Source organism: Pseudomonas sp. AP19, from assembly GCF_001728855.1.
Lineage (GTDB): Bacteria > Pseudomonadota > Gammaproteobacteria > Pseudomonadales > Pseudomonadaceae > Aquipseudomonas > Aquipseudomonas fluorescens.
In genome coordinates this window covers 167,642-193,631 of the sequence record NZ_LXJP01000002.1, presented here as the reverse complement: position 1 = coordinate 193,631, position 25,990 = coordinate 167,642, and the positions used below count along the sequence as shown (strand labels likewise).

General features: G+C 60.7%; 23 protein-coding genes and 1 pseudogene. 12 read left to right on the top strand and 12 right to left on the bottom strand.

Translation table 11 applies throughout. The features are described 5' to 3' along the window. Window positions 1-48: 48 nt before the first annotated feature. A complete protein-coding gene (locus A7D21_RS02850; RefSeq protein WP_069551033.1) occupies window positions 49-5,331 on the top strand; it encodes a dermonecrotic toxin domain-containing protein in 5,283 nt (1,760 codons plus the stop codon). Here the strand turns inward: A7D21_RS02850 and A7D21_RS02845 are convergent. The 3 genes from A7D21_RS02845 to A7D21_RS02835 all read right to left on the bottom strand — a co-directional run bounded on the left by A7D21_RS02845 (window position 5,311) and on the right by A7D21_RS02835 (window position 7,976). Further along, window positions 5,311-5,943, bottom strand: coding sequence for a LysE family translocator (locus tag A7D21_RS02845; protein ID WP_053257238.1), 633 nt, complete (start codon window positions 5,941-5,943; stop codon window positions 5,311-5,313). The two genes, A7D21_RS02850 and A7D21_RS02845, sit on opposite strands and share 21 nt — an antisense overlap. A 64-nt stretch (window positions 5,944-6,007) precedes the next feature. Beyond that, a complete protein-coding gene (locus tag A7D21_RS02840; RefSeq protein WP_069551032.1) occupies window positions 6,008-7,354 on the bottom strand; it encodes an NCS2 family permease in 1,347 nt (448 codons plus the stop codon). Between the two features lie 187 nt (window positions 7,355-7,541). Further along, window positions 7,542-7,976, bottom strand: a complete 435-nt coding sequence (locus tag A7D21_RS02835; RefSeq protein WP_053257236.1) for a MarR family winged helix-turn-helix transcriptional regulator — start codon at window positions 7,974-7,976, stop codon at window positions 7,542-7,544. Window positions 7,977-8,057: 81 nt separating this feature from the next. On the opposite strand from A7D21_RS02835, the gene A7D21_RS02830 reads away from it, so the two are divergent. Together A7D21_RS02830 and A7D21_RS02825 are read left to right on the top strand one after the other, a co-directional pair. Further along, window positions 8,058-9,224, top strand: coding sequence for a PLP-dependent aminotransferase family protein (locus A7D21_RS02830; protein WP_069551031.1), 1,167 nt, complete (start codon window positions 8,058-8,060; stop codon window positions 9,222-9,224). 10 nt (window positions 9,225-9,234) lie between these two features. After that, on the top strand, window positions 9,235-9,837 hold the full coding sequence (locus A7D21_RS02825; RefSeq protein ID WP_053257234.1) for a glutathione S-transferase family protein: 603 nt from the start codon (window positions 9,235-9,237) through the stop codon (window positions 9,835-9,837). Between the two features lie 82 nt (window positions 9,838-9,919). Here the strand turns inward: A7D21_RS02825 and A7D21_RS02820 are convergent, their stop codons facing one another. Next, complete coding sequence (locus A7D21_RS02820; protein WP_069551030.1) at window positions 9,920-10,816, bottom strand: LysR family transcriptional regulator; 897 nt, start codon at window positions 10,814-10,816, stop codon at window positions 9,920-9,922. A 127-nt stretch (window positions 10,817-10,943) separates the two neighbouring features. Here A7D21_RS02820 and A7D21_RS02815 point away from each other — a divergent pair, with 127 nt between their 5' ends. The 3 genes and pseudogenes from A7D21_RS02815 to A7D21_RS02805 form a co-directional block, all read left to right on the top strand. Next, complete coding sequence (locus tag A7D21_RS02815; protein ID WP_069551029.1) at window positions 10,944-12,236, top strand: CitMHS family transporter; 1,293 nt, start codon at window positions 10,944-10,946, stop codon at window positions 12,234-12,236. A gap of 1 nt (window position 12,237) precedes the next feature. Continuing rightward, window positions 12,238-13,563: an acyclic terpene utilization AtuA family protein gene (locus A7D21_RS02810; protein WP_069551028.1), complete on the top strand. Its 1,326-nt coding sequence runs from the start codon at window positions 12,238-12,240 to the stop codon at window positions 13,561-13,563. Then, window positions 13,560-13,868, top strand: a pseudogene (locus A7D21_RS02805) (hypothetical protein); the annotation flags it as partial. The gene A7D21_RS02810 and the pseudogene A7D21_RS02805, both read left to right, overlap by 4 nt. A gap of 120 nt (window positions 13,869-13,988) precedes the next feature. Here A7D21_RS02805 and A7D21_RS02800 read toward each other — a convergent pair. The 5 genes from A7D21_RS02800 to A7D21_RS02780 all read right to left on the bottom strand — a co-directional run bounded on the left by A7D21_RS02800 (window position 13,989) and on the right by A7D21_RS02780 (window position 16,772). Beyond that, window positions 13,989-14,360 (bottom strand): glutathione S-transferase N-terminal domain-containing protein, encoded by a 372-nt coding sequence (locus A7D21_RS02800; RefSeq protein ID WP_069551027.1) that lies wholly within the window; start codon window positions 14,358-14,360, stop codon window positions 13,989-13,991. 102 nt (window positions 14,361-14,462) lie between these two features. After that, entirely contained in the window at window positions 14,463-15,008 is a 546-nt protein-coding gene (gene folE, locus A7D21_RS02795; RefSeq protein WP_003204506.1) for a GTP cyclohydrolase I FolE, read from the bottom strand. A 78-nt stretch (window positions 15,009-15,086) separates the two neighbouring features. Further along, complete coding sequence (locus tag A7D21_RS02790; protein WP_053257228.1) at window positions 15,087-15,644, bottom strand: Smr/MutS family protein; 558 nt, start codon at window positions 15,642-15,644, stop codon at window positions 15,087-15,089. 75 nt (window positions 15,645-15,719) lie between these two features. After that, a complete protein-coding gene (locus tag A7D21_RS02785) occupies window positions 15,720-16,040 on the bottom strand; it encodes a hypothetical protein (protein ID WP_053257227.1) in 321 nt (106 codons plus the stop codon). Window positions 16,041-16,181: 141 nt separating this feature from the next. Then, window positions 16,182-16,772 (bottom strand): cysteine hydrolase family protein, encoded by a 591-nt coding sequence (locus A7D21_RS02780; RefSeq protein WP_053257226.1) that lies wholly within the window; start codon window positions 16,770-16,772, stop codon window positions 16,182-16,184. 239 nt (window positions 16,773-17,011) lie between these two features. On the opposite strand from A7D21_RS02780, the gene prmB reads away from it, so the two are divergent. Next, window positions 17,012-17,920 carry a 50S ribosomal protein L3 N(5)-glutamine methyltransferase gene (gene prmB / locus A7D21_RS02775; RefSeq protein WP_053257225.1) on the top strand — a complete coding sequence of 303 codons (909 nt, stop codon included), beginning with the start codon at window positions 17,012-17,014 and terminating at the stop codon, window positions 17,918-17,920. A gap of 144 nt (window positions 17,921-18,064) precedes the next feature. Here prmB and A7D21_RS02770 read toward each other — a convergent pair whose 3' ends face one another. After that, entirely contained in the window at window positions 18,065-18,871 is an 807-nt protein-coding gene (locus A7D21_RS02770; protein ID WP_069551026.1) for a hypothetical protein, read from the bottom strand. Window positions 18,872-18,970: 99 nt separating this feature from the next. Beyond that, the gene (locus A7D21_RS02765; RefSeq protein ID WP_053257223.1) at window positions 18,971-19,933 is read right to left on the bottom strand and encodes an alpha/beta hydrolase; all 963 of its coding nucleotides are present in this window, start codon (window positions 19,931-19,933) and stop codon (window positions 18,971-18,973) included. A gap of 143 nt (window positions 19,934-20,076) precedes the next feature. On the opposite strand from A7D21_RS02765, the gene aroC reads away from it, so the two are divergent. The 4 genes from aroC to A7D21_RS02745 all read left to right on the top strand — a co-directional run bounded on the left by aroC (window position 20,077) and on the right by A7D21_RS02745 (window position 23,344). Then, the gene (gene aroC / locus A7D21_RS02760; protein ID WP_053257222.1) at window positions 20,077-21,168 is read left to right on the top strand and encodes a chorismate synthase; all 1,092 of its coding nucleotides are present in this window, start codon (window positions 20,077-20,079) and stop codon (window positions 21,166-21,168) included. Window positions 21,169-21,178: 10 nt separating this feature from the next. Beyond that, window positions 21,179-22,339 carry an MFS transporter gene (locus tag A7D21_RS02755; protein ID WP_069551110.1) on the top strand — a complete coding sequence of 387 codons (1,161 nt, stop codon included), beginning with the start codon at window positions 21,179-21,181 and terminating at the stop codon, window positions 22,337-22,339. Continuing rightward, complete coding sequence (locus A7D21_RS02750) at window positions 22,336-22,866, top strand: acireductone dioxygenase (protein WP_069551025.1); 531 nt, start codon at window positions 22,336-22,338, stop codon at window positions 22,864-22,866. The genes A7D21_RS02755 and A7D21_RS02750 overlap by 4 nt, the downstream gene beginning before the upstream one ends. Before the next feature lie 208 nt (window positions 22,867-23,074). Then, entirely contained in the window at window positions 23,075-23,344 is a 270-nt protein-coding gene (locus A7D21_RS02745; protein ID WP_069551024.1) for a response regulator transcription factor, read from the top strand. A gap of 70 nt (window positions 23,345-23,414) precedes the next feature. Here the strand turns inward: A7D21_RS02745 and A7D21_RS02740 are convergent, their stop codons facing one another. Beyond that, complete coding sequence (locus A7D21_RS02740) at window positions 23,415-23,693, bottom strand: DUF3509 domain-containing protein (RefSeq protein WP_048721059.1); 279 nt, start codon at window positions 23,691-23,693, stop codon at window positions 23,415-23,417. A gap of 395 nt (window positions 23,694-24,088) precedes the next feature. Between A7D21_RS02740 and A7D21_RS02735 the strand changes: the two genes are divergently transcribed. After that, complete coding sequence (locus A7D21_RS02735; protein WP_069551109.1) at window positions 24,089-25,915, top strand: long-chain-acyl-CoA synthetase; 1,827 nt, start codon at window positions 24,089-24,091, stop codon at window positions 25,913-25,915. Window positions 25,916-25,990 lie beyond the last annotated feature (75 nt).

The following is a 25,990-nucleotide window of genomic DNA, read 5'->3' as shown; positions in this document are numbered from 1 at the left end:
TGCCGGTGATCCCTAGGCTGGGTCTTTTCCTCTTAGAGAAGAAAACCCATGACCTCGTCCCCCGACCACCTGGGCGTAATCCCCACTCCTGACCTTGCCGATACTGCCGACACTGCTGAAACGGCGTGGCAGGTTATTCGCGAGCAGTTGAGACGGCGGATTAATGCTGATGCCCATCCCAGCCGGCTGATCAATCAAATCGCTCTTGCCGATTGGCGTTGCCGTGCGTCGACACGGGCACTTACACGCCTGCTGGGGCACTCGCCAAAAATCTTGACGGTAATCCGCACCGAGCTGCGCAACGCCTTCGAGATTGACCCAGATAGCCTGCTGTTTACCGTGCCCAAGTTGCCAGCGTCACCGAGTGTGCCCGAGCATGTCGACAGCTTGACTGATCGGGCATTGTTGTTGCTGGTGCTGCCTTCGGTGCCGATCAACGTCAATCAATTCACCGGCCTGAGCGTCAAAGGCGAGCCGAATCGTCGGTTGCCCTATACACCGCTGGACGTACTGGAGCGCGTTATCGCGTTGCGCCTGTTTGATCGGCTGGCCCGTGCGCACACTGACTACTGGGCCACCCTGGTGCAGGGTGGGTGGCTCACGCGCCGTGAGCGTTGGGTTGAGTTGCACGCTCAGCTCTTTGCTGACCGGGCCTTTATCGCGCGGCAACTGGATGAGTTATCGAGTCGCGGCATGGCCATGGTCCAGGCTGTGATCGATGCCCCGACCGCTGAGGCGCGCCAACGTGCAGGTGGCAGCTGGGCCTGCGTGCGCGTGGGCCAGATGATGTGGCCTGGCACGCCTGCGGTTGCGATCCCCGGCGCATTACATTTTTTTCGCGAGGGCAACCCCGACGATGCACCGCACGTGATTTACCTGCCGGGTGTCGCGCGCAACTTCTATGAATACCCCTCGTTCGTCGCGCTTCAATGTGGCGTACTGGAGCTGAACCGGTCGCTGTTCCATGACCTCTGGCTTTGCTTGCCGTTAAGTCGCCGCAATGCCTTGTGCCAGCCTGCCGACTTGTCCCCGGCGTCCAGTGTTTTGCGTGGCCTGACGGTCACCGGCGATGCGTTGGCACTCAGCGCGCAGGCGCTGCTCAGTGAGCAATGGGGAAACGAATTGGCCTGCGCCGTAATGATCAATCACGACCATGTGTTTTCGACACAACGGCCTCGGCCACCACCGCTCACGGCGGGCCCTTTTCTCGCGCACGTAGAGAGCACCAGGAAGCGGTTGGTCGGCAGCGCTCGGCTCGGTGTGCTGGGTAATCAAATGCTCACGTGGGACCAGCAGCGACGGCGCGCAGAAATTATCTTTGCCAGTACCGCGTCCGGCTTGCCGCTGCGGACTGCAGAGCAGCAGATCAAACGGTACGAAAAAGCGCTGGTTGCACTGCTCGATCCGCAGGACCCCAGCGCCGAAACGCCCGCGTATCAGCAACTCATGGCGCTGCTAAGCCACCTCAAGGTGCAGGCCCAGGCGTTGAAGACGTTGACGCAGGGTGCACAGCAGCGACTGCTGGAGGTGGCGTTCTGGACGGAGCGCCCCGGTGGGGCCGGGACACCCAGGCGTGGCACCCTGTTCATGACGGCGCAGACCGAGGCACTGCGTTGTGAGGTCCAGTTGCAGCATCGGCTCAAGTTGCTCAGCACCGCTCATCGCGACCTGATAATCGAAGTGCTGGAGCAGCCGTTAGCGGCGAAACGCCTGGGCACCCAAACCCAGGTGTTGTCGATCGCGGTGGGCAGCGATCCCGACGCCTTCTACCCACTCCATAACGTGTGGGTGGTGACCACCGCCGCAGCAGTGCGGGTTCCGACCCGCCAGCATCCGGTGGTGTTGTATGCGTTCGGGGCAGAGGGCGGGGTGCTGGGGTTTTCCGGATTGGAGGCCTTGACCCGTAGCGTCAAGGCGAGCCTGAGCAGTCGTGACGACTCGGTGCTGTGGGGCGGTGTCGAGCGCGATAAGCGTAACGACTTACGCGCCCATGCGCTGCGGGACAGCTTGTCGGTGCGCTACGTCCCCATCAATGGCAAGCCTGCGCTGGCAGCGCTGCAGAAAATGCTGGGGTCCTTTGATCGCTTGTACAAAAGCACCGAGGACATCACGCGGCTTTTCAGTGAGGTGAAGGATGCCGAACTGAGTCGCGCGCTGCTGTTGGTCGAGCTGAAAGAACAGCTGAAGGTGCCTGCCAATAGCGCTTTGGCACACGCCCTCGCCAATATTGAGCTGCTGCTCAAGACCGCCTCTGAAGCGAAAAAGCTGCCGACATGGCTGGCGGGCGCAACGCGCACCCAACGTAGGCACTTCAAACGTTCGCAGCGCCGTTACCTGAGCGGCGCCTTCGCCTATCAAGCCCGGCTTGAACAGCATCTGCCTGGCCTGGAAACGTTTGCACGCTGCGCCTTGAACGCCCGGTTGAGCGAGGACGCCATCTCCCCGCCGCTGGATATCGACCAGCCCTTTATTGATATGCCCGATGATGTTCACGGCAGCTATTGTGGGGGCACAAGCGCCTGCCCCGTGGGCGATCGCAACATAATATTGACCCCAAGCGCGACGCGTACAACCTTTAGTCTGCTGCAACTGGTGCTGCACAACCTGGACCCACTGGCGCCCTGGACACGGTGGCGATTGAGTCGCGCGCGTTTTCTGCAACCTGAGCGCAAACCACCGCTGGGTGCCGATTACCTGATCCGCATGGTGTCCTCGCTGGATATCGGTGGCCAATACGACGCCTTGATCAAGCAGACGTTTTACCCGCGGCTTGGCATCGACGACACGCTCAGTCAGGGGCGCATTCCCGCGTTATTGAATCGCGCATTGCACGCGGGCTTTGCGCACCATCTGCGTTGCGCAACACACGCGGGGCTCACGGCACCGGCACAACGGGTGTTCAGCACGGCGATGGCGGCTCGAACAGCGCAGGACCTGCTGAAAAACCAGCATGAGTTGCAACTGTACGTGGTTCATCTGGTGGGGCACACGATGCAGCACGATCGCTACATCGCCGGGATAGTGCTGGTGCACGACAAGCGCTCCGGGCGGTGCGTTAGCTATTGGCCCCAGGCCACCACGCCAGCGTTGATCCTCACTGAATACAGCAGCCTGCAACAGGCCCATGATGCGTTGAACCGTATCGGCGCATTGCCCGACAACGCCAAGGCACTGGCGCGGCAGGTCGCCCCTGGCTGGGCGTTTGAGGCCATCACCCACCATCCGGGGCGCGTCGACAGGCTCGATCAGGCCCTTAACAGCCTGGAGCTGTCACCCACTGCTTTCATGCTCAAAGGGGTTTGGCACGGGCGCGAGTTTATTCGTTCATTCAGCGTCAAGCATCTGGAGCCGACGGCGTTGGCTGATGAGATCGAAAAGCAAACCCTTGAGCAGCTTGCCAGTGATCCGCAGCACGGCTTGGCACTGGTTGCCACCTCGCACTTCAACGCCCAGGCATTGCTGTACCACGCCAGCGTGCTTGAACTGCAACGTCGGACCCAGGCTGCGAGTCATTCCGGTAAAGCCCTTGACGCCTATCGAGCCCGTCGTCTTGGCGAGCAAAGCGATGCAACCCAGCGCAGGTTGGTGGCTTTTTTCAACCCATTAGTCGGGATGTTCAATGACTTCTATGAGTTGCTGTTGGCCGCGCGGCGTTATCACCGTTTCGGCGACCCGCACGATGCCATCGATGTGGGCTTTATGAGTGCCTTTCTGGCGATCGACGTGTTAGCGAACTTTATACCCGGCCCCAAGCCTGCGGGCGGTAGTGCGACGCGCATGACGCGGCCGGCACTGCGCCCGGCCCTGGGGCGGATACACCGATTGCGTATGACCACACACGAGATTTCGCGCTCTGCGCCGTCAACGGTGCCTCAACTCCAAGCCATCGCGCCATTTAGAACCAAGGGTATCCCGCAGGGCGCCGTAGCGTTGAAAGGGGTGGGGGAGAACGCAGTCCAGGTGAAAAATGGCGAGACCTTTGTCGCGGATGACACCCACCATTACCCGCTCTACCGGCGTGGCGACGAACAGGTGTTTCGTCTGAAAAACACGCAGGCGCCGGGTCAGGACGAACTGATCTTGAACATCCACCAGCCGCGGGAATGGCTGCTCGGTGCCGATAGGCCACAGCCGGTCGCGGGAACCCGTTCAGCGCTGCTCAACCCGTGGCATGCGCCGGTGTCGGCGGCGCCGGACTGGCGCCCCCCGATTGTGCGTTCGGCGACGGAAAGCAGGATTCTTCACTCATCCGCGACCGCGACCCATTGGGTCAGTTGGCGGATGGACATTGAGGTCAATCCGCAATTGAGCTCCCCGGCGCCAGGCGTGTTTCATATCCCCAGGGATGCTCGGGAGTTTGCCTACAATGTGCTGCGCGTTGCCCCGCCGAATACCCAACTGACCGATCCGCTCAGTGTTTATTACAGGTTGCTCCCCGAGGGCGGGCAGGCGCCGTTGAACCGTATCGTGTTTATTCACCGCAATGAGCAACTGGTTTCACTGGCCCGCGTCGATATTGAGCGTTGGACCAGCACGGCACTGGCTGAGCAGCCCCTGCCTGTGTCACGTACCTCAGCGGGGCGCTGGCAGGTGCATGCCCCCCTGTTCGACAGGCCGTTGCCAATGTATGTGGCGCAGGCGTTCCCAACCATGACCAGCAAAAGCCGAGAATTTACCGTTGCGAGGATACTTGAGTTATCAGGCCCGGAGCGCCCTGCAACGGCCAGTCACCTGCTTAACATGCGCGCGACGCTGGACGATTGGCTACCCGCGGCGCCCGCACGAGCGGGCCAGACGGATGATCTGCTCAGGATGCTACGGTCCAGTGAGACACGGACCGATTACCTGCATGTCGGTTACGAGGGCGCAGCGCCAGGCTTCACGCGTGTCGACTTCACTCCGCCCGTCCCTTTGGAATCAAGGCTGCAGCGCGGGGGCAGATCCGTTGCGCGAGACCGCCAGGCCGTGCAGCGAGCGGCCGTCAAAAGCGTGCTGGAACAGCAGGGCTTCACGCTCCGGGTACTTGAAGGCGTACGTTACGCAAGAGCCACAGAGGAGTTGGTCGCCATTCATCCCACTGCGCCAAACCGGCTCTATTACGTGGCTTACCAGTGGGTTGAGAAAGGGGGGATTTATATGGGCACCCGCTTTAAACACCGTTGGTTCAACGCACTCAGGCCCGGCGCGACCAGCGTGAGGTTGTCAGCCGAGGTCAGCAGTGCGCTGCGTGAGCAGCGCCTGGTTCGGATCATGGCGGGTATTCAGTGGCCGGACTGGAAGGACAAGGCGCCCTCCGTTTACTTCATTAAATTAAACCCTCGCGTTGAGTAACGACACCGCGCCGGCGCAACTGAACAAGGCGGCGCTGACCCGGTTGAACGCACTCTGGCCCGAGCCGCTGCGCAAATACCGCGCAGCACCATGGGCGCCCAGGCCGTAGGTCAGCTTGCAGAGCAGGTCGAGCACGGCCCAAGTGGCGATCATGACCAGCAACTGGGGCAAAAACGCCTGCTGGCTGTTGAGAAATTGCGGCAGGAAGGCCGCAAAAAACAGGATGTCCTTGGGGTTGCTGGCGCCCAGCACAAAGGCACGGCCAAACAGTGCGCTGAAACGTGGCACTGCCGGTGCTTGCGGGACGTCGGCAGCGCGGGCCGGTTGCCGTGATTGCTGCCAGCTTTGCCAGGCGAGATAAAACAGGTAAAGCGCACCGACGATCTTCAAGGCACTGAACAACTGCTCCGAGGCCAGTAACAAAGCGCCCAAGCCGAGCGCCGAAGCACTCAACAAGCAAATCGAGGCAAACACCCCACCCAGAAACGCCGGGTACGAGCGGCGCAGGCCGTAGTTGAGGCTGTTGCTGATCATCAGCAGCGACAGCGGGCCGGGAATCAGGATCACGATCAAAGCAGCGCCGCTGAACAGCAGCCAGGTTTCCAGGGTCATTTACAGTCCTCCACTCGTGCAAAAGCCCCACCCGAAGGTGAGGCGGTTTTCAGCCATTCCCGAACTACAGGAAGATAAATTTCGCGATAAAAATCGCGCACAACACCCACAGGCTGATGGAAATCTCGCGGTACTTGCCGGTGCCGGCCTTGAGCGCTACGTAAGTGATAAAGCCCAGGGCGATACCGTCGGCGACCGAGAAGGTCAGCGGCATCATGATTGCCGTGACAATCGCCGGAATGCTGTCGGTGGCTTCATCCCAATTGATATGGGCCATGCTCGCCATCATCAGCATTGCCACATAAATCAGCGCGCCCGCCGTGGCATACGCAGGGATCATGCCGGCCAACGGCGCAAAGAACATCGCCGCCACAAACAGCACGCCGACGGTTACGGCAGTCAGCCCGGTGCGACCGTCGGCGGCTACACCGGCAGCACTTTCCACATAGCTGGTCACAGGCGGCACGCCGACCATTGCACCGAACACGCTGGAAGCACTGTCGGCCTTCAACGCGCGGGACAGGTTTTGAATCTTGCCATCCGCACCGACCAGGCCGGCGCGTTGTGCAACGCCCATCAAGGTCCCAGCGGTATCAAACATGTGCACAAACAAAAAGGCAAATACCACGCTGATCATGCTGACATTGAATACACCTTTCACGTCCATGGCCATCCAGGTCGGTGCCAGGCTTGGTGGGGGGGAGAGAATGCCGTTGTAGTGCACCAGGCCCAGGCCCCATCCGGCCAGGGTCACGGCGATAATGCTGATCAGGATGGCGCCGAATACCCGGTGGTAGCTGAGGATCGCAATCAGCAAAAAGCACACCGCCGCCAGCAGTGGGGCGGGCTCGTGCAGTGAGCCGAGCTTGATCAACGTGGCCGGGCTGTCGACGATGATGCCGGCGGTTTTCAGGCCAATCACGCCTAGAAACAACCCGACACCCGCGCCCATGGCGTGGCGCAGGCTGACTGGAATGCTGTTGAGCAGCCATTCACGCACCCGGGACAGGGTCAGGCCCATGAACAGCACGCCCGAGATAAACACCGCACCCAGCGCTGTTTCCCAGTGGTAGCCCATGGTGCCGACCACGGTGTAGGTGAAGAACGCGTTCAGGCCCATGCCCGGCGCCAGGCCGACCGGCCAGTTGGCGTACAGGCCCATCAACAGGCAACCGAGGGCGGCGGCGATACAGGTGGCGACAAACGCTGCGCCGTGATCGATACCGGCGTCGGCCATGATGTTGGGGTTGACGAAGATGATGTAGGCCATGGTGATGAAGGTAGTGAGGCCGGCAATCAGCTCGGTCTTCACTGTGGTGCCATGCACGCTCAGTTTGAACAGGCGTTCCAGCCAGCCGCCTTGCGGTGCGGCGAGGTCCAGCGTTGGGGCTTCGGATTTGCGGCTTTCCACAGCGAGTACTCCTCAAGAGTTTTATTGTTATTTCCAGCGCCGGTCACATGAGTGGGCAACGGCGCTTTGAGGTACTGGCGGGTTTTGTTGACTATAAGGTCAGGAACTCGCACGAAGCGAATTATGCTTTTGTATACAAATAAAGCAAATAATGTTTTCTGTTATGTGCGCAAAAGGGGATGAAAGGCTAATTTGCGCCACTCAGCGCCTGGTTGACCGCCAGCCATCCCGCCACCGCTTCTTCGCCGGCTTCGCTGAAGGCGCGTTGCAACAATTTGACTTGTTCGCGGCGCAATGACTGCTCGAAACGCAGGCCTTCTTCGCTCAATTCCAGCAGGCGTTTGCGCTTGTCGGTCTCGGACGCGACGCTGCTGACCAAGTGCATTTCCTGCAATTGGCGCAATGGCATGTTCAGCGCCTGTTTACTCACGCCGAGCAATTCCAGCAGTTGTGTCACGCTCAACGCGGGATAACGCGCGATGAAAAACACGATGCGCTGATGCACACGGCTCAGGCCACGGCGCTCCAGCATTTCATCGGCCTTGGCGGTGAACGCCTGATAGCCGAAGAAGAAGGCTTCCATGGCTTGCTGCTGGCTGCTCTGATTTTTAAGGTCAAGCATATTGACGTATCTACCCGGGTCGTCGTAATTTCGGTCAAGCAGTTTGACGTATTTCCTACGCGCTTTGCCACCGGTGACCTTATGGCCTTCTCTGAACGTGTTACGCGCCTCAAAAGCTCCTTGATTCGTGAAATCCTCGCCGCGGCCCAGCGCCCGGAAGTGATGTCGTTCGCCGGCGGCTTGCCGGCCGAAGCCATGTTGCCCGCGTTGAACTGGGACGGCATGCCCGTCAATATTGGCCAATACGGCATGAGCGAAGGCGAGCCGCACTTGCGCGAATTGCTCGCCGCCGAGGCGCGCGCACTGGGCGTGCCCTGCCAGGCCAGCCAGGTGCTGGTGGTCAGCGGTTCCCAGCAAACCCTGGACCTGGCCGCCAAGTTGTACATCGACAAAGGCACGCCGATCCTGCTGGAAGGCCCGACCTACCTGGCCGCGTTACAGATTTTCCAGCTGTTCGGCGCCGATTGCCTCACCGTGCAACTGGAGGCCGACGGTCCGGACCTGGCGGCGTTGCGTACCACGCTTGAACGCCAGCGCCCGGCGTTCATCTACCTGATTCCGACGTTCCAGAACCCGTCGGCCGTGCGCTACAGCGAGGCCAAGCGCGAGGCTGTCGCCGCGTTGCTTGATGAGTTCGGCGTGACCCTGATCGAAGACGAGCCCTACCGCGAGCTGACCTTCGATGGCGGCAGTGCGCAGCCGATTGCCGGCCGCCTGCAGAAAGCCAGCTGGATCTACACCGGCACGGTCTCCAAGACGTTGTTGCCGGGCTTGCGCGTCGGTTACCTGATCGCCAGCCCTGACCTGTTCCCGCACCTGCTCAAACTCAAGCAATCGGCGGACCTGCACACCAACCGCGTCGGCCAGTGGCAGGCGATGCAGTGGATCGGCACCGAGCGTTACCAGCAGCATCTGCTGGAACTGCGCAGCTTTTACCGCGAACGCCGCGATGCATTCCAGGCCGCACTCGAGCGCCATTTCGGTGATTTGGCGGACTGGCAAACGCCCCAGGGCGGATTATTCTTCTGGCTGACCTTGAAACAACCGCTCGACACCCGCACCTTGTTGGCGCAAGCATTAGATCAGAACGTCGCGTTCATGCCCGGTGAACCGTTCTTTTCCGAGCCCGATCAGCACCCTGGCTCGTTGCGCCTCAATTTCAGCCATATCGACCCGGCCCGTTTGGACGAAGGTCTCAAGCGCCTGGCCGCGGTGGTCCGTCAAGCACAGCACGCGCAAGCGGCATAAGGGGAGCCCCATGTACAAGGTTTATGGCGATTACAGGTCGGGCAACTGCTACAAGGTCAAACTGATGCTCAATCTATTGGGCATTGCGTACCAGTGGATCGATGTCGACATCCTTAACGGCGACACCCAGACCGCTGAATTCCTGGCCAAGAACCCTAACGGCAAGATCCCGGTGCTGGAACTGGAAGATGGCACCTGCCTGTGGGAATCCAACGCGATCCTCAACTTCCTGGCCGATGGCAGCGAATTTTTGCCAACCGAGCCGCGCCTGCGCACTCAGGTGTTGCAGTGGCAGTTCTTCGAGCAATACAGCCACGAACCGTATATCGCCGTGGCGCGGTTTATCCAGTTCTACCTGAACATGCCGGAAGATCGTCTTGAAGAATACAAAACCACGCATAAGGGCGGTTACAAGGCGTTGAAGGTGATGGAGCGTCAGTTACAAGCCACGCCGTACCTGGTGGGCGAGCAATATTCGATTGCCGATATTGCACTGTATGCCTACACCCACGTGGCGCATGAGGGTGGCTTTGACCTCACGCCTTATCCGGCCGTGCAGGCATGGTTGAAGCGCGTGGCCAGCCATCCCGGGCATGTGGCGATGCTGGACTGATTCGTACCGATCAGAGATGGACGCCGGCTTGCCGGCGACAGCATCACCGCGCAACACCTGGGCACACGGGCAGTGTCAGGCTTCAGCTGGGTGGCCTGCTTGGTAGTTCTGTGTTCAGTAACTCGAAACACTGCTGCGCCGCCGGGCTCAAGCCCATCCCGCTGCGACGGATCAACCCGATCTCCCGGTTCACGCCGGGATGGTCGATGTTGATGCGCTTCAAGCCTTCCAGGCTGTCCGCCGCCGACTCCGGCAATACACTGATCCCCAAGCCCTGGCGCACCAACGCCAAGACGGTCGACATATAGTTGGCTTCCATGCCCGCATTCATCGTCAGCCGCGTCTGATCAAACAGTGCGTCCACGTGCTCTCGCACACTGCTGTCGCGCCCGGTGAGGATGATCGGCTGCGCCGCCAATTGCTCAAGGGTCAGTTGCCGATGGCGGGCGAGGGGATGCTCCAGGGGGACAAACGCGCACAGCCGATCATTCAACACCGGCACGAAATCCAGGCCATGGCTCAGCCGCGCCCGCACCCCGAGGCCGAAGTCCACCTCGCCGGACCGCACCTGCGCGTGAATGCGGTGGGCCACCACGTCATGCAGGCGGACTTCGATCCCGGCATAACGCTCGCGAAACAGGCGCAGGGCCGGGGGCAGGGCGCCGGCGCACACCGAGGGCAGTGCGGCGATGGTGACCACGCCTCGGCGCAGCGCGGCCAGGTCGCGTGAGCCGGTGACGATGTTGTCCAGGTCCAGCAGCAGTTTTTCCATGGGCGCGCGGGCGGCTTCGCCGGCAGCCGTGATGCTCACATGACGCGGGCTGCGATCAAGCAGGGCGACGCCCAGCCAGTCTTCGAGTTGCTGGACTTGTACGGTGAGTGCCGACGGCGACAGGTGCAGTTCGTTGGCCGCCTTGGTAAAGCTGCCAGTGCGGGCAACCGCCAGGAACGCTTGAATATGCTGGATCGAGTTTTTCATGGTGTGTTCCGATCATTTTGTTTTTGCGAACGTGAGCGGCCGAATATTCCAATTTACAAAGACTAACCCGCTTCCAATACTCCAGGGAAAACAATAACCGGCCAAAAAGGCCGCTCTGGAGTAACCCATGCTCGCTACCCTGGGTGTCATTACCATCCTGTGCCTGCTCGCTGCCGTCATGAGCAAGCGCCTCTCGCCACTGGTGGCCCTGATCGCCTTGCCGATCATCGCCGCGTTGCTCGGCGGGTTTGGCCTGCAAACCAGCGCCTTCATCATTACCGGGATCAAAAACGTCGCCCCTGTGGTGGGCATGTTTGTGTTCGCGATTCTGTTCTTCGGGATCATGACGGACGCTGGCATGCTTGACCCCATCATTGATCGCATCCTGCGTACGGTAGGGACGCGTCCTACACGGATTGTCGTGGGTACTGCGACCCTGGCGTTGCTGGTGCACCTGGACGGCTCGGGCGCGGTGACCTTTCTGGTGACGGTGCCGGCGATGCTGCCGTTGTACACGCGGCTGGGCATCGACAAACGCATTCTGGCCTGCGTTTGTGCGATGGCTGCCGGGGTCAACTTCCTGCCGTGGACCGGCCCGGTGCTGCGTTCGTCGGCGGCGTTGCATGTGCCGGTGGCCGAGCTGTTCCAACCGCTGATTCCGGTGCAAATCGTCGGTTTGGTCTTCGTGTTCGCCTGTGCCTGGTGGCTGGGCCATCGCGAAGAAAAACGCCTGGGCCTGGGCGCCGTCTCCACGGTCGATGCGGTGCCGCAACGGGTGCTCAGCGCCGACGACATCAAGCTGCGTCGCCCACGCTTGTTCTGGGTCAACCTGCTGCTGACCGTCCTGGTGATGGTGGTGATGATTGCCGGCTGGGTCGACCCGGTGGTGATGTTCATGCTCGGCACCGTGGTCGCACTGTGCATCAACTACCCCAATGTGGACGCACAGCGCGCACGTATCGATGCCCATGCCAAGACGGCGCTGACCATGGCCAGCATCCTCCTCGCCGCCGGGGTATTCACCGGCATCATGCAAGGCACCGGCATGCTCAAGGCCATGGCCGAAGTGGCGGTGGCGCAGATTCCGGCCGGCCATGGCCAGTTGATCCCGGCGGTGGTCGGGTTCATCTCCATGCCGCTGAGCCTGCTGTTCGACCCTGACTCTTACTATTTTGGCGTGATGCCGGTGATTGCCGAAGTCGGCAAGGCCCTGGGTGTCGACCCGCTGCAAGTGGCCCAGGCCTCACTGCTGGGGGTGCACACCACCGGGTTTCCGGTCAGCCCGCTGACCCCCGCGACCTTCCTGCTGGTGGGTTTGTGCAAGATCGAACTGGCCGATCATCAGCGCTTCACGATTCCTTTTCTGTTTGCCGCGTCGGTGTTGATGACCCTGACCGCGTTGCTCCTGGGAGTGATTTGAGATGAAAACCCTACGCATCGGTTCCGGCGCCGGCTACTCCGGCGACCGTATCGAACCTGCTGTGGAACTGGCCGAGCAGGGCGACCTGGATTACCTGGTGTTTGAATGCCTGGCCGAACGCACCATTGCCTTGGCGCAACAGGCGCGTATCAGTGATCCACAGGGCGGTTACGACCCACTGCTGAGTGAGCGCATGCGCCGGGTGTTGCCCTTTGTCGGGCGGCCTGATGGTCGACGTCGCTTGCGCGTCATCACCAACATGGGCGCGGCCAACCCGGTGTCGGCGGCCATTGAAACGCGGCGGATTGCCCGTGAGTTGGGCCTGAACCTCAAGGTGGTGGCCGTGGTGGGTGATGACGTGTTGGCCAGCTTGCAGCCCGAGCAGTTGCTGGATAACGGTCAGACCCTGGGTTCCCTGGGCGAGCGGCTGATTTCTGCGAACGCCTACCTGGGTGTCGACGGCATTCTTGAGGCCCTGCGCGCCGAAGCCGATGTGGTTATCACCGGGCGGGTGGCCGACCCCTCGTTGTTTCTGGCGCCGCAGATGTTTGAGTTCGGCTGGGCGGCAGATGATTGGCAGCGCCTGGGCCGGGGGACGTTGGTCGGGCATTTGCTTGAGTGCGCAGGTCAGGTCAGCGGTGGCTATTTTGCAGACCCTGGTTTCAAGGATGTGGACGATTTGGCGCGGCTGGGCTTTCCCTTGGCTGAGGTGAATGCCGACGGCGCAGCCTTGATCACCAAGGTGGCCGGTTCGGGCGGGCGCGTCAGCCGCGCGACCTGTACTGAGCAACTGATCTATGAAGTTCACGATCCTGCGGCGTACCTGACGCCAGACGTCACCGCCGATTTTTCCCAAGTGGCGTTTGTCGAGGCCGGCGTTGATCGCGTGCGCGCCCAAGGTGCGGGCGGTCGTGCGCGGCCCGAACAGTTGAAAGTCAGTGTCGGTTATCTGGACGGTTGGATCGGCGAAGGGCAGATGTCTTACGGCGGACCGGGTGCTGTCGCACGGGCGCAACTGGCGCGGGACATCGTACTCAAGCGCCTGGCGTTGATGGGCGTAGAGATGCAGGACGTACGCGCCGAGTTGATCGGCATGGATTCGCTCCACGGCCCACGCAGTCACGTCGAACCCTGGGAAGTACGCCTGCGCGTGGCCGCGCGCTGTGAAGCACGCAGCGAGGCGGTGCGGGTCGGCAATGAAGTGGAAACCCTCTACACCAACGGCCCGTCGAGCGGCGGTGGCGCCAGTAAAAGCGTGCGGCAGGTGGTGGCGGTGGCGTCGTTATTGCTGGCGCGAACTGCGGTCAACCCGAGGATCCAAGCATGAAGCTGCACACACTGGCCCATTCGCGTACCGGCGATAAGGGCGACACCTCGAACATCTCGATCATTGCCTACCGCGCCGAAGACTACCCGTTGCTGTATGAACAGCTGACGGCCGAGCGCGTCGCCGAGTTTTTTGCCGGCTTGCGTGAACCCGGCGCGGCGCCAGTGCGGCGCTACGAGTTGCCCAACGTGCAGGCGCTGAACTTCGTGCTACCGGGGATCTTGCGTGGCGGAGTGACTCGCTCGTTGGCGCTGGACGCCCACGGCAAGTGCCTGGGCTCGGCTTTACTGGATCTCGACCTGGCAATACATCACTCATGTGGGAGCGGGCTTGCTCGCGAAGGCGTAGTGTCAGTCGATAGATTAATTGACTGATCCACCGCGTTCGCGAGCAAGCCCGCTCCCACCTTGGATTTCCTGCGGCGGTCAGATTGCAGCGAACCGCTTGTCCAGGTAGTCGATGATCACCTTGGAGTCATACATCCAGGTGGTCTGGCCATTTTCTTCAATGCGCAGGCACGGCACTTTGATCTTGCCGCCTTGGTCCAGCAGGGTCTGGCGGTCCTGCGCGTTGTTCTTCGCGTCCTTCAACGCCACCGGCACATTCAGGCGGTGCAGCGCACGGCGGGTCTTCACGCAGAACGGGCAGGCGTGGAACTGATACAGGGTCAGGTCCTTGGCGGCTGCGTTGACGTGCGCCTGTTGTTCGGCCGGGCGCTGTTTTTTGCGTGGACGGGTAAGGAAGTCGCCCGCGATGATGACGTGGCCGAGGCCCACTCGAAGTGCTTTGACGAACATGGCTGAAACCTCTTGCCCATGACAGAAGGGGCCGCAGCTTACCTTAATTCTGCAGGCGAAAAAAAACCGGCGATGAACGCCGGCTTTTTCCTGCGCAGCCTGTTACTTGATCAGGCTGAGGAATTCGCTGCGGGTTGCCGCGTTTTCGCGGAACTCACCCAGCATCACCGAGGTGATCATCGACGAATTCTGTTTTTCCACACCGCGCATCATCATGCACATGTGCTTGGCCTCAATCACCACGGCAACGCCCAAGGCGCCGGTGACCTGCTGGACGGCGTCGGCAATCTGGCGGCTGAGGTTTTCCTGGATCTGCAGACGGCGGGCGTACATGTCGACGATACGTGCAACCTTCGACAGGCCCAGCACTTTGCCGCTCGGAATATACGCGACGTGAGCCTTGCCGATAAACGGCAGCAGGTGATGTTCGCACAGCGAGTACAGCTCGATGTCCTTTACCAGCACCATTTCGCTGTTGTCGGAGCTGAACAAGGCACCGTTGGTGACTTCTTCCAGTGTCTGTTCATAGCCGCGGCAAAGGTACTGCATCGCCTTGGCGGCACGCTTTGGCGTGTCGAGCAGGCCCTCGCGGGAAACGTCCTCGCCGAGCTGGCCGAGGATCGCGGTGTAATTCTGTTCCAGGGACATGAAACTACCTGTGGGATTTTCGCAAAGCGCAAGGTTACGGTGGCGGACACATCGCTGCAAGCCTGACGATGGCACTTGTTACTCGTCACGCCCTTCCATCATGGTGCGCTTGAGCATCACGTACACCGCACCGGCACCGCCGTGGCGGGCCTGGCATGAGGTAAAACCCAGCACTTGGGCGTGTTGACGCAGCCAGGTGTTGACGTGGCTCTTGATCATCGGCCGCTTGCCATCCAGCCGCACGGCTTTGCCGTGGGTGACGCGTACACAGCGGATTTCGAATTTGGTCGCTTCGGCGAGGAAGGCCCAGAGGGTTTCCCGGGCTTTTTCCACGGTCATACCGTGCAGGTCGAGGCTGCCTTCGAACGGGATCTGACCGATCTTGAGCTTGCGCATCTGGCTTTCCTGCACGCCGTCGCGGGCCCACATCAGTTCATCTTCGGGGCCTACGTCGATCACGAACTGGTCTGACAGGCCGTCCACGGTAGTGGCGTCGGTGCGCACGGTCGCAGCCTGGCGCAGCTTGGCGATCTGCGCCCGGTCAGTCTTGGGTTTGCCGGTGTCGGCGCGGTCGTGCTTGATCGGCTTGACGCCGCGCAGCTCGTTTTTGAACAGGGAAAAATCGTCGTCTTGCATGTCAGCCTCCGCGAAGGGCGGGCAGTTTACCTAAATCGCGGCGGCCAGGGCGCAGGAAACGCTATCCAAGCGCCATCAGTCGTGCTTTTTCATCAGGTGCGAAGCGATGTTCAGCGACAACGGCTGGCGCATGCGCCGACGGCTGCGACGCCACAGCCAGACGCCCAACCACAGCACCAGCAACCCGATGACCAACAAAATAGCCGAGCCACCCGGGCTGGCATTCAGCTCGCCGAGGGCCGGCGAATGACCAAACAAACCGGCACCACCGGCACCCGCCAGCAGCAGACCTACAATTGCCAGCAGCGCGGCAAAGCCGGCTACCAGGCGCAGACGCCAGTTGCTCGGCCCCTTTGGGCGCAAGCGACGAGCGTCAAAACCATCGGATATCTTCATTCCGACCTTTCCTCCAGGGTATCGGCCCTTCGACCGGAAGATACACAGGTTGTTCCTGTACCTGAGGCAATTGCAGCAAATGACAGGCATTTGCAGATGAGCGGGGCAATAAACACGCCGCGCCGCTCATCCGAGGGACGATCAGATCAGATCTTTGGTTGACGCGAGGGTAGCGAAGTTGTCAGCCATGATGGCCATTTCAGTCTGCTGTACGTGCTCGGCACTCAGGATGCCGCCTTTGTAGGGCAGGTCGCGGGTGGCGCAGGCGTCTTCGACCAGGGTGCAGCGAAAGCCCAGGTTCTTGGCGGCGCGCACGGTGGTGCTGACGCTGGAGTGGCTCATGAAGCCGCAAACGATCAAGTCCAGCGAGCCCAAGTCTTGCAAGTGCTTTTCCAGGCCGGTGCCGTGGAAAGCGCTCGGCAGCAGCTTGCCGATAATGGTTTCGTCACCGAGTGGCTCCAGGCCGCGAATGAATTCGCCACGCTCGCCCTGCGGGTCAAACAGGCCACCAACGGTGCCCAGGTGACGTACGTGCACAATCGGGCGCCCGGCGTTGCGCGCTGCGGCGACCAGTTGCTGGATATTGGCGACCGCTGCGTCCATGCCCGAGAGGGCGAGTGGGCCGCTGAGGTACTCCTTCTGGGCGTCGATGATCACGAGGGTCGCATGGTTCAGGTTGGCTGCTGCATAACCGCGACCGCTGAGTTGAAACATCGTCTTTGGAACGGACATTCTGGGGCTCCTGTGAGGGGGGCTTTTGTGACATTGTCCACTGGCTGAGCGGTTCTGTGAATCGCTACCATCGTAAGGTACGCCGTTGTTGGCTCGCAGCCATGTCAAGTGGGCGGCTTGTTGCGTGCGATGATGGCAAATTGGATGAATTCCGACCGGTGGCGAAGGGTTTTCATCCATCGTCGGTGCAGGCGAAGGCTGTTAGAATCGCCAGTCGTTTTTTCCAGGAGCTTGCCCCCGTGATCACATCCCGCCTGCGCACGTTGCGCGACCACATCCGTTGGGCTGTCAGCCGTTTCCATGGGGAAGACCTGTTTTTCGGGCATGGCACCGACAACGCCTGGGACGAAGCCCGGCAATTGGTGCTCGGCGCCTTGCACCTGCCTTGGGAAATCGCCGATAGCTACCTGGACTGCAACCTTGAGGAAGAAGAAATCTCCCACGTGCAGCGTTTGCTGCATCGCCGCATCCATGAGCGCGTGCCGACGGCTTACCTGTTGAAAGAAGCCTGGTTCTGCGGCATGTCGTTTATTGTCGATGAGCGTGTGTTGATCCCGCGCTCGCCGATTGGCGAACTGATCGAAAATCGCTTCGAGCCGTGGTTGGCCCAGCCGCCGGCGCGCATCCTCGACTTGTGCACCGGCTCCGGTTGCATCGGCATCGCGTGTGCCTATGAGTTCCAGGACGCTGAAGTGGTACTGGGCGACTTGTCCTTCGAAGCGCTGGAAGTGGCGAACCAGAACATCGAGCGCCATGGCGTTGATGAGCGGGTGTACACCGTGCAAGGCGATGGCTTTGAGGGGCTGCCGGGTCAGCGTTTTGATCTGATCGTGTCCAACCCGCCGTATGTGGATGCCGAAGACTTCGCCGACATGCCGGATGAATACCAGCACGAGCCGGAACTGGGCCTGGCTTGCGGCGATGATGGCTTGAACCTGGTGCGCCGCATGTTGGCCGAGGCCGCGGACCACCTGACCGAGAAAGGCTTGCTGATTGTCGAAGTCGGCAACAGCCAGGTACACGTCGAGGCGCTGTACCCGGAGGTCGACTTTGCCTGGCTGGACTTCCAGCGCGGTGGGCACGGCGTGTTCATGCTGACGGCAGAACAGTGCCGGGAACATCAGGCAGTGTTTGCTGCACGGGTTTAACCCGATTCAGCTGAGGAAACTGGATCTAAATGTGGGAGCGGGCTTGCTCGCGAAAACGGTGTGTCAGTAGCAGGTGGCATGCCTGACTCTGCACCTTCGCGCGCAAGCCCGCTCGCACATGCTTGAATGCCTTTCACCCTGCTGTCAGCGGTGTGTCGCGATCCAGATCAACAACCCGGCCTGAAACACCGTAAACGCCACCAGGCAGGTGATGGTAAAGCGCAACCCGCTGTCCTCACGCTTGAACTTGGTGACTTTTTCCTCTTCCTTGCGCAGCTTCACTTCCTGTTCGGCCAGGTTTTGCTCGGCCTGTTGCAGCATCTGCGCGGCTTCGAGGATTTCCACAAACTGCACCTTCTCGGTGTTCCAGCTGTCCAGCACGCCGCTGACCTTACCCGGCTGCACATTGCCTTTGAGGTGTTGCACGTCGGCGTAAGCCACATCAAAGCCCTGGATACGCAGGAAATGATCGCGGCGTAGGCGCGTGGCTTCGTTGAGTGCATCCTTGTTAGCCAGGTCCACACCGTCGACGCGGTAATGTGACCACTTCTTTTTGGCCCAGGCGGCGCCTTGTGCGACGAGGAAGCGACCGATACCCCGGTTGGCCGGTTCGATTTCCAGGCTGTTGCCCGGGCCGAAGTGCACGCGGTGCGTATCGTGATCGACCCAGATATCCAGGTGGTTTTGCTCGCGACGCACGCGCTGGCCCGGCAGTTGGATGACCATGCGCAACAGGCTGTGGTGTTGATCATTGCGCTCGGCGTAACCGAATTGCACAAACCGCAACGGCCGTACGCCGGTGGCGCGATCCGTGGCCAGGGGCGCCAGGCGCAGCATTTTGAAATGTTCCGCCTGAACGTCTGCCCACGGCAGTGGCGCCGCCTCGACGGCCTCGGTTTTTTCAGCCGGGGTGTCGGCGTTAGATTCGGGTGTTGCTTCGGTGGTTGTCATGCGGCGCGATCCTGTCCAAGCCCTGCGAGTCGACAGTCTTTTTACTGTCGACCCTGGGCTTATCGGCCGTTTTCTTCAGGACTGGAGGCAAATAGCCGCTTAACGGGGTTGAAGTCCGTCGATAAAGCGCACGATGCGTTGCCCCAGCTCAGCGGCGAGGGGCAGTTTCGGATCGTTGTAGGACTCCAGTTGCTCCTTCACATCCTTGGGCACGATGCGCATGACGTGGTTCATGCCTTCGATTACCGTCAGTTGTGCGTCCGGCTTGGCATTTTTCAGTTGTCGGGCATCCGCCACGCCGACCTGAATATCGTTGGTACCCTGGATAATCAGGGCCGGCATGCTCAGTTTGGCGAAGGCAGCCGACGGGTCGGCGCGAAACAGGCTGATCAGATAAGGCTGCACGCTGGGGCGGAAAATACCTTCCAGCGGGCGCGGTACATCGGCATCCACCTGGCCGGCCTTGAGGTGGTCGAGAATTTCATTGCTGCGCAGCAACAGGGCAGGGGGCAGGTGATCGGCCAGTTGCTGGCGAATCACCTGGTCCACCGGCCGGGCGCTGCCGGACAGGGAAATAACGCCGGCCGGGTCGAGTTGCGGTGCGGCGAGCGCCGCTACCAATGCGCCCTCGCTATGGCCCAGCACGATCAGCGGGCCCATGCGGGTATCCGCCTTGAGCAGTTTGCCCCAGGCGACGGCGTCGGCCACGTAGGCCTCCAGGGTCAGGTTGCGCTCATCGGGGGTGGCGGCAAGGCTGGCGGCCACGCCGCGTTTGTCATAGCGCACGCTGGCGATGTTATTGCGCGCCAGTACCCAGGCCAGGCGCTTGAGGCTGTCGTTACGCGCGCCGTCTGCACTGTTGCCGTTACGGTCGGTCGGGCCGGAGCCGGCAATGATCAACACCACGGGCACGGGTTTGTCGGATTTGGGCAACAGGAGCGAGCCAAACAGCTCGCCGCTGCCGGTGTCCAGGCTGATAGGCCGTTGCAGCACGACAGGGGAGGCGGCGAAGCCAAGACTGGAAAACAGGGTAAGGGTCAAAAGCAAAACTCGCAGCATCATCGCGCCATCATTGGGGAGGTGCCGGTTGGACCAACGTCTACCGGTAAGGTTTCGAGGATGAACTAGTCGGTTAGCCTGCGTATACTGGCGGCCTTAAGTTATTACGGTTGACTTGATTCAACTGATTTCACGGAGCGCCCTGCATGTCCGGCAATACCTTCGGCAAGCTGTTCACTGTCACCACCGCGGGCGAAAGCCATGGCCCGGCGTTGGTCGCCATTGTCGACGGCTGCCCGCCCGGCCTCGAGCTGTCTCTGGAAGACCTGCAGCGCGACCTCGATCGCCGCAAGCCCGGCACCAGCCGCCACACGACCCAGCGCCAGGAGCCCGACGAAGTCGAGATTCTCTCCGGCGTGTTCGAAGGCCGCACCACCGGCTGCGCCATTGGCTTGCTGATCCGCAATACCGACCAGAAGTCCAAGGACTACTCGGCAATCAAGGATCTGTTCCGCCCGGCCCACGCCGACTACACCTACCACCACAAATACGGCGAACGCGACTACCGTGGCGGTGGCCGCAGCTCGGCCCGCGAAACCGCCATGCGAGTGGCCGCCGGTGCGATCGCCAAGAAGTACCTGGCCACCCAGGGCATTGTCGTGCGTGGCTACATGAGCCAATTGGGCCCGATCGAGATCCCGTTCAAGACCTGGGACAGTGTCGATGACAACGCATTCTTCAGCCCTGACCCGGACAAGGTACCGGAGCTGGAAGCCTACATGGACCAGTTGCGGCGCGATCAGGACTCCGTTGGCGCCAGGATCACCGTGGTCGCCGAAGGCGTGAAGCCAGGCCTGGGCGAGCCGATCTTCGACCGCCTGGATGCCGAACTGGCCCACGCGTTGATGAGCATCAACGCGGTCAAGGGTGTGGAAATCGGCGCCGGTTTTGCCTGTGTCGCCCAGCGTGGCACCGAGCATCGCGATGAGCTGACACCGCAAGGTTTTCTCAGCAACAACGCGGGTGGCATCCTCGGCGGTATTTCCTCCGGCCAGCCGATTGTGGCGCACCTGGCCCTCAAGGCGACGTCGAGCATCACCACGCCGGGCCGTTCGATTGATGTCAACGGCAACCCGGTCGACGTCATCACCAAGGGCCGCCACGACCCGTGCGTCGGCATCCGTGCCACGCCGATTGCCGAGGCGATGATGGCTATCGTGTTGATGGACCACCTGCTGCGCAACCGTGGGCAAAATGCCGAGGTGCGCGTGAGTACGCCGATACTGGGCCAGCTGTGACGGCTTGACCGTGACAGCCCTCCCGTACTGGCGACTCTCCAGCTTCTACCTGTTCTACTTCGCCCTGCTGGGGGCGACGGCACCTTTCCTGGCGCTGTACTTTGATCACCTGGGGTTCTCCAGCGCGCGTATCGGCGAGCTGGTGGCCATCCCCATGCTGATGCGCTGCGTGGCGCCGAACCTGTGGGGTTGGTTGGGCGACTACACCGGCCGACGGCTGGCCATCTTGCGATTTGGCGCGGTGTGCACCCTGGCAAGCTTTGCGCTGATATTTGTGAGCAAAACCTACGCCTGGCTGGCGTTGGTCATGGCGTTGCACGCATTTTTTTGGCATGCGGTGTTGCCGCAGTTTGAAGTCATTACCCTGGCGCACCTGCAAAAGCAGACATCGCGCTACAGTCAGATCCGCCTGTGGGGCTCGATCGGCTTCATCCTCACCGTGGTGATTATGGGCCGCTTGTTCGACTGGCTGAGCCTGGACATTTACCCGGTGGTGGTCGTGGTGATCATGGCCGGCATCATCGGCGCCAGCCTGTGGGTGCCGAATGCGCAGCCCGCCAGCCAGGGCAATCGTTCGGCCGGCGATGGTTTTCTCAAGCAGTTGCGCAGCCCCGGCGTCCTGGCGTTTTATGCCTGCGTGGCGTTGATGCAAATGAGCCACGGCCCGTATTACACCTTCCTTACCCTGCACCTGGAGCATTTGGGCTACAGCCGTGGCCTGATTGGTATGCTGTGGGCTGTCGGCGTTGTTGCGGAAGTGCTGATGTTCCTGGCCATGAGCCGTATCCTCACACGCTTTTCGGTGCGACGGGTGCTGCTGGCCAGCTTCCTGTTGGCGTCGGTACGCTGGTTGCTGCTGGGCTCGTTTGCTGAGTTCTTGTGGGTGCTGCTGCTGGCGCAGGTGATGCATGCCGCCACCTTCGGCAGCTTTCATGCGGCCGCCATTGCTTTTGTGCAACGCAGTTTCGGCGCTAAACAACAAGGCCAGGGCCAGGCGCTCTATGCTGCTTTGGCCGGAACCGGGGGCGCCCTGGGGGCGCTGTATTCCGGGTATAGCTGGAACCTGATGGGGCCGACCCTGACGTTCAGCATCGCCAGCGTCGCGGCCCTGGCCGCCGCCGTTATCATTGGCCTTCGATTGCAAGAGCCGAACCGAGGAACCGTGCAATGAGTTATGTAGCTGTTTATCACGTGGCCACACCGGACACCCCAAACAAAGTCCTGACCCATTTTGACGATATCGCTGCAGCCTTGGCCGAGCAGGGCGTGCGTTTCGAACGCTGGCAGCCCAGCCCTGTCGAGAAGGGGGCCAGCGACGCTGAAATGATCGCGGCCTACCAAGGGCAGATCGATGCGCTGGGTTATGGTGCTGTGCAAGTGCTCAGCGTGACGAACGACCACCCGCAGAAAGCCGAGCTGCGTGCCCAGTACCTTGACGAGCGTCGTTACAGCGACGACGAAGTGCGCTTCTTCATCGCCGGCGTTGGCCTGTTTGCCGTGCATGTGGGCGAGTACATCTACGCCGTACGCTGTGAGAAAAATGACCTGCTGGTGATTCCGGCTGGAACGCCGCATTGGTTCGACATGGGTGAGAACCCCCACTGTGTGACACTGCGCCTGTTCAACAGCGCTGACGGCGCAGTGCCTGAATTCACCGGCAGCGATATTGCCGCTCGTATTCCAGGATTGGACGACTAATTACACGTATTTGAATATGCAACCCCGACAATTTGGAAGTTGCTGTGGGAATAAACCTAATTATTTGTAAGGCATCGCTGTTTATGCGGCGACTTATGCCTTGATTCCATTCGTTATGTAACTCTCTCCTGACTCGATGTTTATATCACCTGTCAATAGCAGGAATACGAAAGGTGGTGGGGCATTCACTACTACAGGAGAGCGTTCAATGAGTGGCCGAGAGGAGTCGTGTCGTACGCCGGTGACCGAGCCTGTGGGCGTTAGAAGGCGTCTGAGCCAAGGCGGCAAACCCCTCACGCCGACCGAGCTGGAAATCTTGCGGTGGGCCGCTGAAGGCAAGACGGTGTGGGAGATCAGCCAGATTCGCGCCACCTCTGAAGCCGCAGTGAAATTCCATCTGCGTAACATCTACGCCAAGCTGGACGTCACCAATCGCGTGCAGGCGATGAATGAAGCGGCACGCCAGGGCCTGTGCTGACGCGATAAAAAAGGGCCGCGACGCTTAACGGCGTCGCGGCCCTTTTTTTATCGGCTGTTATCGGTGTTGCTTAGGCCGAATGGTAAGTCGGCAGGGCAAAGCGGTTCTGGCTTTGCAGCATCGAAATCTGTGGCAAATCGCTGGCCTGTTCGGCCAAGTCGCGGCGAATGGCGCTGATCACCCAAGTCAGTTGGTCAGCAGTATGCAACTGCTGGTACGAGATCGAGCGCTTGACCTGTTTGCCTTCACTGTTGCGCAAGGTCAGCAGGATACCGCCGTCAGGACGTGGCTGAGTGGTGACGTCGTATTGGGAGAATACAGAAGCGAATTTATCTTGGATCAGGCTCATGTCTATCAGCTCCGTTGGCTCAAGTTGGCAAGCATGGAGAGATAGGTGCAGTGATTGTGCCAGTATTGCGATTTGTAAAAAATCGTTATAAATCAACAGGTTGAAAATTTATAGGATTTTCAGTTTCGTGCAAAATGCATGAATGGCCATCGTGCATCCTGCATTTTGCGTTGTTCGGGCCACCCGTTTCAGCCCGCCACTGCTGATAATGACTGTGATGGCTGCGTAAAATTCCCTGGGTGTGGCCGTCGGCACGGGATACAAAACTTTTCAAATCCTGCATGTACAGCCAAAGAATGGCGGGCGTATTTTCCTGCAAGGTATTCGGCGTGCCGCCTACTGGGTTACCGCTGTTCCTGGATCATACGAAGAACAACAACAAAGGACGTTCCGCCATGAGCCATCCGCAAGACGACATGATCACTTGGCGCAAAATGCTGCGAAAGGTGCCGGCAATTGTTCGCGCCCTGCCGCGCGTGGTACGCGGGATGCGTGCCGCGAATGTCACTGACCCAGGGCAACCTTGCGGCCTCGGGTGGCAGTTCGAGCAGGCGGTGCTGCGTAATCCCGACGGTGCGGCGTTGTTGTACGGCGACAGCGTGCTCAGCTACAGCGAAGCCAACCAGCGCGCCAATCGTATCGCTCATCATCTGCACGAGCAGGGCATCGGCAAGGGTGATGTGGTCGCGCTGTTCATCGAGAATCGGCCGGAATTACTGCTCACTGTGCTGGCCGTGGCGAAACTGGGGGGTATCTGCGCCATGCTCAATACCGCGCAAACCCAGGCGGCGCTGGTGCACAGCCTCAACCTGGTGACCCCGGTGGCAATTGTCGTGGGGGCGGAGTTGGTGCCCGCCTTTACTGCGGTGCGCGATCAAGTCGCGATCAAGGCCGAGCGCACCTGGTTTGTCGCCGATCAACCATCCGCTGCTGTGCCTGATGGCTACATCGACCTGATGGTGGCCAGCGCCGGCTGCGCGATGAGCAACCCCGCCAGCACCGAGCAGGTCTTTTTCAATGACCCGTGTTTCTATATCTACACCTCCGGCACCACGGGCTTGCCCAAGGCCGGGATCATGAAACACGGCCGCTGGACCAAAACCGCTGTGAGCTTTGGCAGTATCGCCCTGGACATGGGGCCGCAGGATGTCCTGTATTGCACGTTGCCGCTGTACCACGCCACCGGGCTGTGTGTGTGCTGGGGCTCGGCGATTGTCGGCGCGTCGGGGTTTGCCATCCGGCGTAAATTCAGTGCCAGTCAGTTTTGGGATGATGCGCGCAAGTTCAACGCGACGACCCTGGGTTATGTCGGCGAGTTGTGCCGCTACCTGCTCGATCAGCCGCCCAGCGCGCAGGACGGTGATAACCGTGTGACCAAGATGGTCGGCAATGGCTTGCGCCCCGGCGTCTGGGCACAGTTCAAGCAGCGCTATGGCGTTGAGCATATCTGCGAGCTGTACGCTGCCAGCGACGGCAATATCGGCTTCACCAATGTGTTGAATTTCGATAACACCATCGGCTTTTGCCTGCAGCACTGGGCACTGGTGGCGTATGCCCCCGACACGGGTGAACCGATTCGTGGCAGTGATGGTTTGATGCGCAAGGTGCAAACGGGCGGGCAGGGGCTGCTGCTGGCCAGGATTGATGAAAAGTCACCCTTCGACGGGTACACCGACCCGGAAAAGAACCGCAAGGTGGTGCTCACGGATGTGTTCGAGAAGGGCGACCGCTACTTCAATACCGGCGACTTGTTGCGCAGTATCGGCTTCGGCCATGCTCAGTTCGTCGACCGCCTGGGGGATACGTATCGCTGGAAGGGTGAGAACGTTTCGACCACCGAAGTGGAAAACGTCCTGCTGCAACATCCGCAGATCGCCGAAGTGGTGGCGTACGGCGTCGAGATCGAAAACACCAACGGCCGGGCGGGGATGGTCGCCATCACCCCGAGCGAATCCCTGGCGTCCCTGGACATGCGTGAATTGCTCCAGTTCGCCCACGGCCAGTTGCCGCACTATGCGGTGCCGTTATTTCTGCGCATTAAAGTCAAGATGGAAACCACCGGCACCTTCAAATACCAGAAAGTGAAGCTCAAGGAGGAAGCGTTTGACCCGGATAAAGCCGGTAATGACCCGGTCTACGCCTGGCTTCCAGGCTCGGACAGCTATGTGCCGGTCACCGGGCAGCTGTTGGCGCAGATCCAGGGCGGGCAGTTTCGTTATTGATTCTGGCTATGGCCGCTTTTGGCAAAAAAGGCATGACAGTGGGGAACTCCGTCGCGACACTGGGCGCCTATAAAG

Excerpts from the sequence above, each read along its gene's own strand:
- A7D21_RS02850 (WP_069551033.1), top strand. The coding sequence starts at position 49 with ATGACCTCGTCCCCCGACCACCTGGGCGTAATCCCCACTCCTGACCTT.
- A7D21_RS02845 (WP_053257238.1), bottom strand. The coding sequence starts at position 5,943 with ATGACCCTGGAAACCTGGCTGCTGTTCAGCGGCGCTGCTTTGATCGTG.
- A7D21_RS02835 (WP_053257236.1), bottom strand. The coding sequence starts at position 7,976 with ATGCTTGACCTTAAAAATCAGAGCAGCCAGCAGCAAGCCATGGAAGCC.
- A7D21_RS02830 (WP_069551031.1), top strand. The coding sequence starts at position 8,058 with ATGGCCTTCTCTGAACGTGTTACGCGCCTCAAAAGCTCCTTGATTCGT.
- A7D21_RS02825 (WP_053257234.1), top strand. The coding sequence starts at position 9,235 with ATGTACAAGGTTTATGGCGATTACAGGTCGGGCAACTGCTACAAGGTC.
- A7D21_RS02820 (WP_069551030.1), bottom strand. The coding sequence starts at position 10,816 with ATGAAAAACTCGATCCAGCATATTCAAGCGTTCCTGGCGGTTGCCCGC.
- A7D21_RS02815 (WP_069551029.1), top strand. The coding sequence starts at position 10,944 with ATGCTCGCTACCCTGGGTGTCATTACCATCCTGTGCCTGCTCGCTGCC.
- A7D21_RS02810 (WP_069551028.1), top strand. The coding sequence starts at position 12,238 with ATGAAAACCCTACGCATCGGTTCCGGCGCCGGCTACTCCGGCGACCGT.
- A7D21_RS02800 (WP_069551027.1), bottom strand. The coding sequence starts at position 14,360 with ATGTTCGTCAAAGCACTTCGAGTGGGCCTCGGCCACGTCATCATCGCG.
- folE (WP_003204506.1), bottom strand. The coding sequence starts at position 15,008 with ATGTCCCTGGAACAGAATTACACCGCGATCCTCGGCCAGCTCGGCGAG.
- A7D21_RS02790 (WP_053257228.1), bottom strand. The coding sequence starts at position 15,644 with ATGCAAGACGACGATTTTTCCCTGTTCAAAAACGAGCTGCGCGGCGTC.
- A7D21_RS02785 (WP_053257227.1), bottom strand. The coding sequence starts at position 16,040 with ATGAAGATATCCGATGGTTTTGACGCTCGTCGCTTGCGCCCAAAGGGG.
- A7D21_RS02780 (WP_053257226.1), bottom strand. The coding sequence starts at position 16,772 with ATGTCCGTTCCAAAGACGATGTTTCAACTCAGCGGTCGCGGTTATGCA.
- A7D21_RS02770 (WP_069551026.1), bottom strand. The coding sequence starts at position 18,871 with ATGACAACCACCGAAGCAACACCCGAATCTAACGCCGACACCCCGGCT.
- A7D21_RS02765 (WP_053257223.1), bottom strand. The coding sequence starts at position 19,933 with ATGATGCTGCGAGTTTTGCTTTTGACCCTTACCCTGTTTTCCAGTCTT.
- aroC (WP_053257222.1), top strand. The coding sequence starts at position 20,077 with ATGTCCGGCAATACCTTCGGCAAGCTGTTCACTGTCACCACCGCGGGC.
- A7D21_RS02750 (WP_069551025.1), top strand. The coding sequence starts at position 22,336 with ATGAGTTATGTAGCTGTTTATCACGTGGCCACACCGGACACCCCAAAC.
- A7D21_RS02745 (WP_069551024.1), top strand. The coding sequence starts at position 23,075 with ATGAGTGGCCGAGAGGAGTCGTGTCGTACGCCGGTGACCGAGCCTGTG.
- A7D21_RS02740 (WP_048721059.1), bottom strand. The coding sequence starts at position 23,693 with ATGAGCCTGATCCAAGATAAATTCGCTTCTGTATTCTCCCAATACGAC.
- A7D21_RS02735 (WP_069551109.1), top strand. The coding sequence starts at position 24,089 with ATGAGCCATCCGCAAGACGACATGATCACTTGGCGCAAAATGCTGCGA.